We start from the raw sequence: 13,513 nt of genomic DNA, 5'->3' as shown, positions 1-13,513 counted from the left end.
CCATCAGTTCGCTAAATCACCTTGCATAAGGAAGTGTCACGATGGGCGCGTTTATTGCCTTTTCGACGCAGGACAGCCTCTGGGGACAAATCCTGTTTACCTTCTTAGGCATCCTGGTTGGCGGCGTATTGATCGCCGCTATTTGCAAGACCGTCTTACCCGCGGGCAGAACGGCGGCATTGTCCGTCCGGTTGCTGATCTTTGTCGCACTGATGCTAGCAATCTTGAAGTACAACCAGCAGGTGATGTCTGCGGTGAACGCGCCCGCGGAGCTGATCGGGTTCCTGATTTTGCCCGGTTTTTTGATGGGTTATCTGGGTGCGGCGGCCCCCGGCAGACTGGCGCTGGCGATAGAACTGTGCTGTTTTGCCCCGCTCGCCGCGCTGCTGATTCTGGGCACCGCCGGCGTCGGCTTTTTTGCCCCCTATCATCTGGAGAGTGCAGGCCAATTTACCGCCAAGGCGATCGCCGCGGCATTGTCCGTCGCCGTCGTACTGCTGGCTCGTAAAATAAGCGGGAAGGACAACGCACTGTCCTCTTGATAATCCCTTTGACGCGAGGAAACGCTCCCCGCATTCGCGATCGGCTCTGGACGCCGCATCGTTTTCTTCATCTGTTGTGACATAGCCTGATATCTATTAAACCGAAAAACGGATTGTTTTTGAGCAAGCAGCCTGGCTGCCGGCTGATATCCACAGGAAGCTTTACACACACAATGAAAGTCGTAAAACCTCTGCGCCTCAGCGCGCTTCATCGCCCCTTCTCTTGGCAAGGGCAAAATCATCTGGGCGTTTCCATTTTGGCCTTGGCCGACATGGGGGCTTCCCCGCGCCTGCGCCCCGAACCGGAGCTGTGGCAATTGGCCGCCGACGAACTTACGCTGAGCGGCGGCGTGCTCGATTTGGCTATTCCGAAAGCCTGTGCGGAGTTTCTCGCCACCGGCAACGCCTACACCCACCATCAACAAGACAAAACCGCCTGCGCCGTGAAGATCCAGCTTGATTCGCTGGAGAAAACGCTGGTGGTTTTCGGCGATCGTCATTGGATCAACGATCGCCCCTCCTCTCCTCTCCCTTTTGCAGAAATGCGTCTGGACTGGCGCCGGGCTTACGGCGGGGCTCAGTTCGCCGATAATCCGCACGGCATCGGCGCCACTCCAGAAACATTTCCGCAGGGCCGCATTCATCGCCTACCCAATGTTGAACCGCTGCAGGAGCGCCTCGCGTCTCCTCGGCAAAGCGCGCAGCCGGCAAGCTTTGACGCGTTGGATATCACCTGGCCGCGCCGCTTCTCACGTATCGGTAAAAACTACGACGCCGACTGGTTGAAACACGGTTTTCCCGGCTTTGCCAACGATATCGACTGGCGCCTGTTCAACATGGCGGAAAGCGATCAGCAGTTTCCCCAACGCGACAGCTTGCCGCTTCAGGCCGCCTACCGGATATGGAACATGCACCCTTCAGAGCCGGTTCAGCAAGGCCGTTTGCCGCCGTGGCGCGCACGCTGCTTCATTAACCGGCTGCGCGGCGGCGAAGCGCATTTCGGGGAAGTCGCGATGCGCCACACCACCGTGTGGTTCTTTCCTCATCGCGAACAAATGCTGTTGATCTACCAGGGCAGCCTTCCCATCAATGAAGACGATGCCGCAGACGTCATGCAGCTCATGCCGGCGCTGGAAATTGAGGGTAAAAGCCGCACCGTCGCGCATTATCGGCAGGTGCTCGATCGGCGGCTTGATAAAGAGCATGGCGCTCTACACGCTTTTCGTGAAAAAGATTTGCTGCCGGAGTGCTGTATTGGCCCCTGGCTCGATACGGAAACGCCAACGCAGCAAAGCCCGATGGTGGAAAACATCGCCGCCTACGAGCATCACCAACGCGAACAACACCGCCAACGTCTGCAGCGCGAAGGCCGAGACATCGACGACATGTTTGCCGCGCCGCCAGCTGAACCGATGCCCTCTTTGGATCAGCTGGCCGAGTTTGTCGACGGCATGGAACAGCGCGCTGAAGCGCATTATCGTGAAATCCGCGATGACGCGCAGGCAAACGGCATTGATATTGACGGCCCTGGCCCCGCCGACCTTTCCGGCGCGGAAAGCTACCAACAGCAGCGCGACCAGCTGTTTCAACAGGCGCGTCAACGCCCCGACGCGTTTAGCGACAAGCAGTTGGGGGAAAGCGAGCGCGCGCTGCACCAAATGTATTTAATGTCGGCACAGGCGCAAAGCCCGGCGCTGCGCTTAAGCGGCGATCTGGCACAGATCATTCGCCAACGCGTCACCGCGGCCATGCAGCGCGATAAAGATCTCAGCGGCCTGGACCTCACCGGCGCCGATCTGTCCGGCATGGACCTCAGCCATGCCACCTTGCGCGGCACGTTGCTGGAAAACGCCAATCTGCGCCAAGCCCGGTTGGTGGGCTGTGACCTTCGCGAGGCGATGTTGGCGCGCACCGATCTCTGCGGTGCCGTCTTGCAGCAGGCGGATCTGAGCCACGCCTCTTTGGCCCTGGCGAAATGCGAAGCGACGGATTTCGGCGGCGCGCAGCTGCATGAAACCAATATTCAACAAACGTTGTTTCAACGCTGCGACTTCACGATGGCGTCTTTACGCGATTTGCTGGGGTACGAAACCTTGCTCGGACAGTGTGATTTCAGCCGCGCCACGTTGGCCAACATTACGCTGATGGAGCTGCAGCTGGAGCAACTGACATTCAGTCACGCCCGGCTCGACAAAGTCAGCTTCATCAAATGCCGGCTGCTGGCGGTGAAATTCGAGCAGGCACGGCTGGAAAGCTGCGCCTGGGTTGATACCGAAACGCAAAACCTTAGCTTCCGCGCCGCGCGCCTGACGGCCTGTGCCTTTGCGGCAAAGACGCTGTTGCCCCAGGTGGATTTCAGCGACGCGACGCTGAACCAGTGCAATTTGCGTCAGATGCCGTTGCAGCGGGCGAGTTTCAGCCGCGCGCGCCTCAACAATTGCGATCTGTCGGAAACGCGGCTGAACGAGGCCGACTTCAATCAGGCCAACGGCAGCGGCAGCCTGTTCATTCGCAGCGATCTGACGCGCGCCAACCTGCGCGACGCCAACTTTATTGCGGCGATCCTGCAAAAGTGCGTGCTGTCAGGCGCCGACCTGCAGGGCGCCAATCTGTTCCGGGCCGATCTGTCGCAGTCGAAAGTGGACAAGGCGACCCGGCTCGACGATGCCTATACCGCCAGAGTGAAAACATTGCCTCGCCACAACGGGAAAGAAGTATGACCTCAACGCCAGAGCAGATACGCCAGCGTGTAAAACGCGGCGAACCGATTTCCGGTGAGGATTTGCACGGCCTGTCATTCGCGGGTATGGATTTGGCCGGCGCGATGTTCAACGCGCTGAACCTGAACGGCGTGGACTTCTCCGATTGCGATCTGCGCGACAGCGTATTCAGCGATTGCCGGCTCGAGCACGCTCTGTTTACTCAGGCTAACCTCAAGCAAACGGCCTTCAATCAGTGCGCCATGTCGGCCAGCCGCTTCAGCGAGAGTCATATCGAGCTGACGATGTTCAACGATTGCCGGCTTGAACAGGGTGATTTCAGCCGTCTGCCGCTCACCCAAAGCCACTGGATGTCATGCCAATTGGCCGGTGCGAACTTTTCCGCCACTCAGCACGATCGCACCACGTTTTACGAAAGCCCGCTCGACGGCGCCACGTTGGAGCATGCGCGACTTTCTCTTGTCACGTTTTTTCGCTTAACCCTCTGTAACACAGAATTTGCAGGGGCAGATTTCGACCGCGTCACGTTTTTCGAATGCGACCACCGCGGCAAAAGTTACGCCGGGCAGCGCCTGATCGCCTGCCAGTTTACCGATAACCAATTGGACGACGTCGACTTCAGCCAGGCGACGCTGCGCCAAAGCAATTTCAAGGGCGCTTCGCTGCGGCGCGCCAACCTGACGGGCGTGCAGGCGCAGCAGTCGCTGTGGATGGAGGCCAACCTGACTCAGGCGCAGTGCCGCGGCGGGCAGTTCGATCAGGCGATTTTCAGCGAAGCGACGCTGGACGCCGCCAACTTCAACCAGGCGCGTCTGTATCAGGGCGTGTTCCAGCACAGCCGCGCAGCGCGCTGTGATTTCAGCGACAGCGACCTGACCTACGCCGATTTTTGTTATGCCGACATCGGCGCCGCCGATTTCCGGCATGCGCGCTTCATGCGCACCCGCATGCACCGCGCCCACCAGCAGCAAACGCGCTGGGGCGACCGCAGCGGCATTCTCGAGCGCGACGAAGAGCTGTACGCCGCCGAAATCTGGAGCGCACAGCGCCAGAGCCGCATTTGAACGTATTGACCACTTCACGAGGGGATCACCATGAGCGTTGTCAACACTACTCGCGCCGTCAACATCGCGCCGCCCCAGCAGGCCGCCGGCCAGGTCGTCAACCTGTTGCCGGACGGCAGCCTGGTGGTGGAATGTGAAGGCCGCGGCTGGCATTGCCGCCGTGCGGCCAGCTGCCTGCTGACGCCGGCCCTCGGCGATAGCGTACTGGTCGCCGGTTGCGGCCACCAGCTGTGGGCGATCGCCGTCCTCGAGCGCGTGGAACCGCAAAATGCGGCGCGGCTGAGCGTCGAAGGCGATCTGCACATTGAAACGCTGCACGGCTCGCTGTCGCTGCACGGCGCGCAGGCGCTGAACCTGAGCGGCGACGCCATGACCCTGCAAGCGAACAGCGGCGACTGCCACGTCGACAAGATGAAATACAGCGGCGAAGAACTCTCGGCTTTCGTCAGCATCAGCCGTCTGGTCGGCAAACGCTGCGAGTCACTGTGGCATTCGGTCAGCCAGATCAGCCACTCGCTGTTTCGCAAAGTGCGCCAGACCGAGCACGTGCGCGCCGGTCAGCTGGATTATCAGGCGGAAGATTACGCCCGTATTCATGCTCGCAACACGCTGATTACCTCGAAAGACATCACCAAGCTGGATTCGGAACAGATCCACGTCGGATAACCTTGCGGAGGCCTTTTATGTTTGCCAACAGCCAAATGATCGGCGTAGACCTGGCGTTTCCCGACGTCTGTCTGACGCCAAGCCCGGCGCCGGTGCCCATTCCCTACCCGGATATCGCCCTGGCGCCGACCGCCATCCCGAACGCGTTCAACATTCTGTTCGTCGGCACCCCGGCGCACAACATGGCGACGGTGACGCCCCTGACCAATGGCGACAACCCCGGCGTGGCCACCGGCGTCGCTTCCGGCACGGTGATGGGGCCGTCCCGCCACCTGACCGGCGCCTTTACCGTGCTGCTCAAAGGCACCCCGGCCACCCGGCTGACCAGCCTCAGCCTGCAGAACTCCACCAACGCGCTCGGCATGCGCATCGTGCCGAGCCAATTAAAAGTGTTGCTGCTTGCGCCCTGATGACGGCGCCTTATTACACAGCCATTCAATCAAGAAAAAGAGGACATTGTGAAAACACGGATTACCCTGACGCTGTTGACCGCCCTGACGCTTGCCGGTTGCTCCACCCCACCGCCACCGCCGCCGGCGCTCAATAACGACGCCATCGTCAGCAGTGAAGTCAACGGCGTCACGCTAAAACACCGCGCCGCGGTGAGCGCGCCGAAACAGTTCAAACCGATCGGTGAGGAGTACCGCAGCCTGTACGCCGCCAGCATCATGAGCAGCCCGAATTATACCGGCACCGCCGTCGGCAGCCTGGACAACGCCGCCGCGTTCTACGCGCTGGGCGAAGTGGAAAACAACTGGCTGGCGATCTCCGCCATCCGCGGCGGCGATCTGGTGGGGTATATCCAGGCCAACGCCGGCGTGCCGGAAGCACGCTACAAAGCGACGCTGCGCAAAGATCTGCCGCGCCGCGCGCGCGCCGCCAAGCAGGACTGCGTTAAAGTCGGCGGCGACAGCAAGGCGTGCAAAAACGCCGGCTCAGCCACCTGGATCCTCCAGTAGTCAGCACGCCTGCGGGCGACGAGATTCCCATGACGACGACCCCTATCGCTTCCCGCTGGTGCGGGATGCTGTTTCTGCTGCTGGGCGCGCTGGCGCTCGGCGGCTGCATGTCTTCCGCGAAAAGCGTGCCGGCGCGTTACAGCCTGGTCTTCGACGCTGACCGCCAGGTCAACGCCGCCGCCGGCGCTCAACCGGCGCCGATCAAAATTCGCGTGCTGCTGCTGCGCTCGGATGCGGAATTCATGGAAGCCGACTTTTTCAGTCTGCAAAACGACGCCAAAAGCGTGCTCGGCAACAGCCTGCTGGACAGCGATCAGTTCTTCCTGACGCCGGGCCAGACCGGCAAAAAGCTCGGTGGGCAAAGCACATTGGACGCACGTTATATCGGCGTGATCGCCGAATATCAAAATCTGGACGGCAAGACCTGGCGCATTTCACTGCCGCTGCCGGAACCCACCGAAACCAATTTCTACAAGGTATGGCAATTCTCGCCGGATGAGCTGGAAGCGCATATCGTCGCGGGCGTGAGTGGCCTGCGCCCCGTAAAAAAGGTCGACTGACCTACCGCTGCGCTGAAGCGAAGTAACTATAGGTGTGATGATGAAAGATGCTCATAAGGTTGTCTGGACTGAGGGAATGTTTTTGCGCCCTCACCATTTCCAGCAGGCGGAAAACTATCTCGAAGGCTATATGCGCAACTGGGGCCAGGCCCACAGCGGCTGTTTCTGGGGATTTCTCACCCTGGATCTGGACCAAACGCTGCTGCGCCAGGGCAAGATCGCGCTCAACGCCGCCAGCGGCATCATGCCCGACGGCACGCCGTTTCGCTTCTCCGGCGCCCAGCAGGCGCCCGCGCCGCTGGCCATCGCCGACAACAAGACCGGTGAAAACGTGGTGCTGGCTCTGCCGACCTATCGCGCGGGGCGTGAAGACGTGATCTTTCAGGAAAGCCCGGAAGCGCTGGCGCGCTATCTGGCTTACGAGACCGAAGTCGACGATCTCAACGCCGTCTCGGTGGGCAGCGCGGCGCTGCAATTCGGTCGCCTGCGCCTGCGGCTGATGCTGGAGAGCGAGCTGAACGCCGAATGGACGGCGCTCGGCGTGACCCGCGTGCTGGAAAAGCGCGGCGACAACAGCCTGCGTCTCGATACGGCGCAAATCCCGCCGATGCTGAACTGTCAGGGCAACCCGGTACTGAAGACCTTCATCAACGATCTGCAGGGTCTGCTGCAACAGCGCAGCCAGCAGATGAGTCAACGCCTGCTGCAACCGGGCCGCGGCGGCAGTTCCGAAATGGTCGATTTCATGCTGCTGCAGCTGATCAACCGCCATCTCGGTCAGGTGAGCCATGCCTACCACCTCGACCATCTGCACCCGGAGCGCCTGTTCGCCGATTGGCTGCAGTTCGCCACCGAACTCGCCAGCTTCTCGGCGCAGCGCACCCCGGAAGGCCGCCTGCCGGTGTATGACCACGACAACCTGGCGCTGTGCTTCGGCAAGCTGATGCTGTTGCTGCGGCAAGGGCTGTCGGTGGTGCTGGAGGACAACGCCATTCAGCTGACGCTGGTCGAGCGCTCCCACGGCCTGAACGTCGCCACCGTGCAAGACGCCAAAATGATGCGCGACTTCGGCTTCGTCTTGGCAGTGCGCGCCGACGTGGCCGCCGAGGTATTGCTGACCCACTTCCCGGCGCAGATGAAGATCGCCCCGGTCACGCGCATCCGCGATCTGGTGCAGCTGCAGCTGCCAGGCATCGGTCTGCGCACCATGCCCGTTGCGCCGCGTCAGATCCCTTATCACGCCGGCTACACCTATTTCGAGCTGGAAAAAGGCGGCGACCTGTGGAAACAGATGGAAAAATCCAGCGCCTTCGCCCTGCACCTGGCCGGCGAATTCCCGGGGCTGGACATGGAATTTTGGGCGATTCGCAGCCATACGGACCGGTAACCTATGACTCAGGAAAATAGCATGGCGCCGGCGGCCAACCCGCTGGTGGACGCCGCCAACCCGCTGCTGAACGCCATTTCGCAGATCCGCCAATCGGCCACGCACGCCAACCCGGCGCAGCTGCGCCAACAGCTGATCGACGAAATGCGCCGCTTCGAGATCCGCGGCCAACGCGCCAACCTGCCGTACGAAGTGATCATCGGCGCGCGTTATTGTCTGTGCACCGCGCTGGATGAAGCGGCGGCGCTAACCCCGTGGGGCAGCAACAGCGTGTGGTCCGGCAGCGGGCTGCTGGTGACCTTCCATAACGAAACCTGGGGCGGCGAGAAGTTCTTCCAGCTGCTGGCCAAGCTGTCGCAGAGCCCGCGCGAGCACATCAATCTGCTGGAACTGATCAATTATTGCCTGCTGCTGGGCTTTGAAGGCCGCTACCGGGTGATGGAAAACGGCCGCTCGCAGTTGGAAACCATGAAGCAGCGCCTGCTGCAGCTGATTCGGTCGGTGCGCGGCGGCTACGCCCCACCCCTGTCGCCTCATGCGTTGGATCTGCCGGTACAACAGAAACTGTGGCGTCCGCTGGTGCCGCTGTGGGCCTGCGTGGCGCTGACCGGCTTCCTGGCTTCGCTGCTGTTTATCGCCCTCAACTGGCGGCTGGGTGACAACACCAGCCCGGTGCTGGCGGCGATTTACCAAACCAATCTGCCGCAGGTGGCGATCGGTAACCCGGCGCCGGCCGCGCCACCGACGCTGAGCCTGAAAAGTTTCCTGCGCAAGGAGATCGCCGAAGGATTGGTGGTGGTGCGCGACGAAGCGCAGCAAAGCGTGGTGATCCTCAAAGGCGACGGGCTGTTCGACTCCGCCGCCACCACGGTGCGCGCCAACTATATCCCGGTCATCGACCGCATCGCCGCCGCCATGAACGGCGTCAGCGGCAAAATCCTGGTCACCGGCTACAGCGACAACCTGCCGATCCGCAGCGCCCGCTTCGCCTCCAACTGGGAGCTGTCGCTGGCGCGCGCCGAAGCGGTCAGCGCCCGCTTGCAAAAACACCTCGCCAACCCGCAGCGGGTCAAGGCCGAGGGCCGCGGCGAGAGCAACCCCGTCGCGCCGAACGATAACAAAGTGAACCGCGCGTTGAACCGCCGGGTAGAAATTACGCTGTTGGTCGCCCCGGAAAACACCCAGGCGGAAATCAACGGCTTGCCGCAAGGAACCGGAAAGTAATGCTCAGTACGTTATTCTCCATCATCACCAGCCGCCTGCTATGGGGCTTTGTCGGCATCACCGCGCTGGCGTTCATCATCTGGACGATCGGCCCGCTGGTCGCCATCGGTGACTATCGCCCGCTGGAGCCGGAACTCAACCGCCAGATCGCCATCGGCGCTATCTACCTGATTTGGTTCCTGTGCCGCCTGATCCCGCGCCTCTACAGTGCCTGGTTCAACAGCCGCCTGCTGAGCAACCTGCGCACCGCCGAAGCCGTGCCGGCGGAAGACGGCAAGCCCGAGATCAAACCAGACGATCCGCTGGCCCAGCGTTTCGACGAAGCGGCGCAGCTGTTAAAAAAGGCGCGCTTCGCCCCGGGCCAGGGCGATGGCAAACATCGCTGGATGACCCGCTTCAGCCGCCAATATCTGTATCAGCTGCCGTGGTATGTGATCATCGGCGCGCCCGGCGCCGGTAAAACCACCGCGCTGGTCAACTCCGGCCTGCATTTTCCGCTGGCGGATCGCTTCGGCAAGTCCGCGCTGCGCGGCGTGGGCGGCACCCGCAACTGCGACTGGTGGTTTACCAACGACGCGGTGCTGCTCGACACCGCCGGCCGCTACACCACCCAGGAAAGCCAGCGTGAAGAAGACGCCGGCGAATGGCAAAGCTTCGTCGCGCTGCTGAAAAAATATCGCACCCGCCAGCCGATCAACGGCGTGATGGTCACCATCAGCGTCGCCGATCTGCTGAGCGACAGTGCGGAAGCGCGCGCCGCGCAGGCCAGCGCGCTGCGCAAACGCCTGATAGAACTGCACGAACAGCTGGGCATTCACTTCCCGGTCTATGTGCTGGTGACCAAAACCGACCTGCTCAACGGCTTTATGGCCTATTTCGGCAGCTTCGACAAAGCCCAGCGCGACCAGATCTGGGGATTCACCTTCCCTTACGAGCGCTCGCGGCAGCCGGACTTCAACCTGAACGCCGCCTTCGAACAACAATACGCCCTGCTGCAACAACGGCTGGATGCGGCGCTGCCGGATACGCTGCTGATGGAGCACGACGCGCGCCAACGCGCCGAAAGCTATCTATTCCCGCAGGAATTCGCCGCGCTGCGCCCGCTGCTCGGCCACTATCTGGAACAGGTGTTCGCCACCTCCAGTTTTGAAACCCGCTTTACCCCGCGCGGCATCTACTTCACCAGCGGCACTCAGGAAGGTCTGCCGTTTGACCGGGTGATGGGCGAACTGAACCGCTATCTGCAGCTGCCGACGGCCAGCTCAGGGGCGCAGGCCAACGCGGCCTGGGACAGCGTGGGCCAGGAAACGCCGATCCCGGCAGCCAAAGGCCAGAGCTTCTTCCTGAAAGAGACGCTGGAATCGGTGATCTTCCAGGAGTCCGGGCTGGCGGGCAGCAACCGCTGGTGGGAATACCGCAACCGCGCCCTGCACTGGGCAGGGTACATCGCGCTGGCGGTGATCCTGGCGGTGCTGGCGATGTTGTGGTTCACCAGCTACGGCAACAACAAGGCCTATCTGGCGGAAGTGGCCGCCAAGGTGCCCGGCGTCGAGCGCCAGGGGCAAAGCCTGACCCAGTTGGGCAACGGCGATATGTTCTCGCTGCTGCCGTTCCTCAACAGCCTGCTGCATCTGCCGGACAGCCAGAACTTTTCGCTGGACGATCCGCCGTTCACCTATCGCATGGGATTGTTCCGCGGCGATCAGGTCGGCGACGCCGGCAATGCCCTGTACCAAAAAGCGCTGAAAGAACTTCTGCTGCCGCAGGTGGCGCAACAGATCGCCGCCACGCTGCGCAACGATAACCACGGCGACGCGGACTTCAGCTATGAAGCGCTGAAAGCCTACCAGATGCTGTATCTGCCGAAGCAGTACGACGGCAAATTCCTGCGCGCCTGGGTGATGCTCAACCTGCAACGCAGCCTGCCGCAGGGCAGCACCCAAAAACAGCTGCAGCAGATCGAATGGCACCTGAGCCAACTGCTGGATACGCAGATCCAGGCCTCGCCTTACGCCAAAGACGAGCCGTTGGTGGCGCAGGCGCAGGCCGCGCTCAATCGGGCACCGCTGTCGCAACGCGTCTACGGCCGCCTTAAGCGTCTGCTGCTGAAACAGACCGACATCAAGCCGGTCAGCCTGGTCGATTTGGCCGGTCCGCAGACCGAACTGGCGTTCAGCCGCAAAAGCGGCAAACCGGTGACCGACGGCGTGCCGGGCCTGTTCACCTCGCAGGGGTATTGGAAAGCGTTCAACGACAACATCGATCCGGTGACCGATACCCTGCGCCAGGAAGACGTCTGGGTGTTGAACAGCCAGACGCCGGAGCAGAAAAGCGCCGATCTGACCAAGACCATCCGCCAGCTGTACATGCAGGACTTTATCAGCGCCTGGGATGAGCTGCTGGGCGATATCCAACTGGCCAACATCGGCAACCTGACCCAGCGCATCAGCAGCGCGCGCCTGCTGTCCGGCAATCCGTCGCCGATGCGCAATCTGCTGGTTAACGTCAGCAAAAACGTCACCCTGCGCGACGAGAAAAGCGACGCCGATTCCCGCTCGCTGCTGGCCAAAACCGAAGACAAGCTGAATCAAAACGCCAACCGCACGCTGGAGGCGCTGTTCACCAACCGGCCGGCCAACGCCGACGGCGACGTGTCGGCCCAGCCGGAACAGCTGGTGATGGCGCACTTCGCGCCGCTGCTTGAACTGGCGCAAAGCCAGGGCGAAGGCAATAAGGCGATCCCTTTCGACAGCGTGCTGAAACAGGTCGATGAGCTGTACAGCTACCTGACCGCGGTGCAAGGCGCGGCCAACAGCGGCATGTCGGCGCCGCCGAGCGACATCATCCCGCGCCTGCAGGCCGAATCCGGCCGCTTGCCGGTGCCGTTCAAACAGATGCTGCTGTCGCTGGCGATCGGCGCCAGCAGCGACACCCAGCGCAAAGAGATGGAGAACGTGAAAAAGCGCATCAGCTTCGAGGTCGGCAGCTTCTGCCGCCAGGCGATCGCCGGGCGTTATCCGTTGGTGGCCCGGGCGCGCCAGGAAGTGACGCCGGATGATTTGGCGCGCATGTTCGCGCCGAACAGCGGGCTGATGGACAGCTTCTTCCGCGACAACCTGCAGGGCAAGGTCGATACCACCCGCGCCAACTGGCGTTTCACGCCCGGCGTGGACGGCAAGACGCTGCCCGGCGGTGAAGGCATCCTGCGGTCGTTCCAGCAGGCGCAGCGCATCCGCGACGCCTTTTTCGCCAACGGCACGGCGACGCCCTCTTACCGCGTGACCGTGCGGCCGGTGCGGATGGATAACGACATCCTCAACCTGACGCTGGATATCGACGGGCAGCTGTTCAAATACAGCCACGGCCCGCAGGTGCCGCTGGTGGTCAGCTGGCCGGGCACCCGCAATACCAACCAGGTGCATCTGCAGCTGGCGCTGGCCAACGGCACCACCGCCAGTTTGGTGACCAGCGGGCCGTGGGCGTTGAACCGCCTGGTGGATATGGCGCAGTCTTCGGGCACCGGCGGCCTCGGCCGTCAGGCGACGTTCAATCTCGACGGCCACCGCGTCACGCTGGAGTTCACGCCCAACAGCATTCGCAATCCGTTCCAACTGCCGGCCTTCTCGTGCCCGTAGCCCCGAAAGGACATGACCATGAGCACTGATTCAAGCGCCCCGACGAGCATCGGCTGGTACGGCAAACTTCCTTCCGCCGGTGATTTCCTGCAACGCCGTTTGCCTGACCCGGTGGTCAACAACTGGGCCCACTGGTTCCATAACGGGCTGGTGAATTTGCAGCGCGACGCGCAGGGGCCAAACGATCACCCGTTCAGCAACGCGCCGGTGTGGAACTTCGTGATCCCCGCCACGCTCGGCAGCCAGTACGTGCAGATGGGCTGCCTGTTGCCGGCGCGCGACCGCGTCGGGCGGCGTTACCCCATCTGCGCGCTGCGCCTGTTCAGCCAACAGGATTGGCGCCCGCAACAGCTGAACATGGCGGCGAGCTGGTACCAACAGCTCGGCCATACCCTGCTGAACGGCGTGCGCAACGGCTTCTCCGCCGAACAGATCGACCGCACGCTGCAGGCGATCCCGGCGCTGCCCAGCCCGCCGGCGGAAGCGGACTCCGAGATATTGTCGATTATCGGTTTCCAGCATCCGGGCGTACCTGGCCTCGGCTGGCAGCAGGCCGCCGACTGTTTCGATCCGGCGCAGTACACCAGCTTTTGGTGGACCAATCAGGCCGATGGGCACCCGCTCTATACCCACGTGCACAGCGGCAACCTCACCGTGCAGCTGTTTTCATTGCTGTTCGAACCCAACGGCTGGGCGCGCCCCGGCCGCGGCGGCCAGTACCCGCAAATGTTTGATTAACATCGCTCGTTGAAGGAA

11 protein-coding genes are annotated in these 13,513 nt (G+C 62.1%); all 11 read left to right on the top strand.

Annotation, left to right across the window (positions count from 1 at the left end):
- The first annotated feature begins 41 nt into the window (after positions 1-41).
- Positions 42-542, top strand: coding sequence for a hypothetical protein (locus IMX17_RS03050; protein ID WP_117187363.1), 501 nt, complete (start codon positions 42-44; stop codon positions 540-542).
- A gap of 173 nt (positions 543-715) precedes the next feature.
- Positions 716-3,262 carry a DUF2169 domain-containing protein gene (locus IMX17_RS03045; RefSeq protein WP_046896577.1) on the top strand — a complete coding sequence of 849 codons (2,547 nt, stop codon included), beginning with the start codon at positions 716-718 and terminating at the stop codon, positions 3,260-3,262.
- A complete protein-coding gene (locus tag IMX17_RS03040) occupies positions 3,259-4,326 on the top strand; it encodes a pentapeptide repeat-containing protein (RefSeq protein ID WP_182264258.1) in 1,068 nt (355 codons plus the stop codon). The genes IMX17_RS03045 and IMX17_RS03040 overlap by 4 nt, the downstream gene beginning before the upstream one ends.
- Before the next feature lie 30 nt (positions 4,327-4,356).
- Positions 4,357-4,992 carry a DUF3540 domain-containing protein gene (locus tag IMX17_RS03035; RefSeq protein WP_046896575.1) on the top strand — a complete coding sequence of 212 codons (636 nt, stop codon included), beginning with the start codon at positions 4,357-4,359 and terminating at the stop codon, positions 4,990-4,992.
- A 17-nt stretch (positions 4,993-5,009) separates the two neighbouring features.
- On the top strand, positions 5,010-5,402 hold the full coding sequence (locus IMX17_RS03030; RefSeq protein ID WP_033643549.1) for a DUF4150 domain-containing protein: 393 nt from the start codon (positions 5,010-5,012) through the stop codon (positions 5,400-5,402).
- 48 nt (positions 5,403-5,450) lie between these two features.
- Positions 5,451-5,951, top strand: a complete 501-nt coding sequence (tagV, locus tag IMX17_RS03025) for a type VI secretion system accessory protein TagV (RefSeq protein WP_033643550.1) — start codon at positions 5,451-5,453, stop codon at positions 5,949-5,951.
- A 29-nt stretch (positions 5,952-5,980) separates the two neighbouring features.
- Complete coding sequence (tssJ, locus tag IMX17_RS03020) at positions 5,981-6,511, top strand: type VI secretion system lipoprotein TssJ (protein ID WP_033643551.1); 531 nt, start codon at positions 5,981-5,983, stop codon at positions 6,509-6,511.
- Between the two features lie 40 nt (positions 6,512-6,551).
- The gene (gene tssK / locus IMX17_RS03015; RefSeq protein ID WP_033644304.1) at positions 6,552-7,898 is read left to right on the top strand and encodes a type VI secretion system baseplate subunit TssK; all 1,347 of its coding nucleotides are present in this window, start codon (positions 6,552-6,554) and stop codon (positions 7,896-7,898) included.
- A 21-nt stretch (positions 7,899-7,919) separates the two neighbouring features.
- Positions 7,920-9,122 (top strand): DotU family type VI secretion system protein, encoded by a 1,203-nt coding sequence (locus IMX17_RS03010; RefSeq protein WP_080350155.1) that lies wholly within the window; start codon positions 7,920-7,922, stop codon positions 9,120-9,122.
- Positions 9,122-12,757, top strand: a complete 3,636-nt coding sequence (gene tssM, locus IMX17_RS03005) for a type VI secretion system membrane subunit TssM (protein WP_193549321.1) — start codon at positions 9,122-9,124, stop codon at positions 12,755-12,757. Before IMX17_RS03010 ends, tssM begins: the two co-directional genes overlap by 1 nt.
- Positions 12,758-12,775: 18 nt before the next feature.
- Complete coding sequence (gene tagF, locus IMX17_RS03000) at positions 12,776-13,495, top strand: type VI secretion system-associated protein TagF (protein WP_046896571.1); 720 nt, start codon at positions 12,776-12,778, stop codon at positions 13,493-13,495.
- Positions 13,496-13,513 lie beyond the last annotated feature (18 nt).

It is taken from the genome of Serratia sp. X3, assembly GCF_014982455.1.
Lineage (GTDB): Bacteria > Pseudomonadota > Gammaproteobacteria > Enterobacterales > Enterobacteriaceae > Serratia > Serratia ureilytica.
This window is presented reverse-complemented; position numbering and strand designations above follow the sequence as displayed.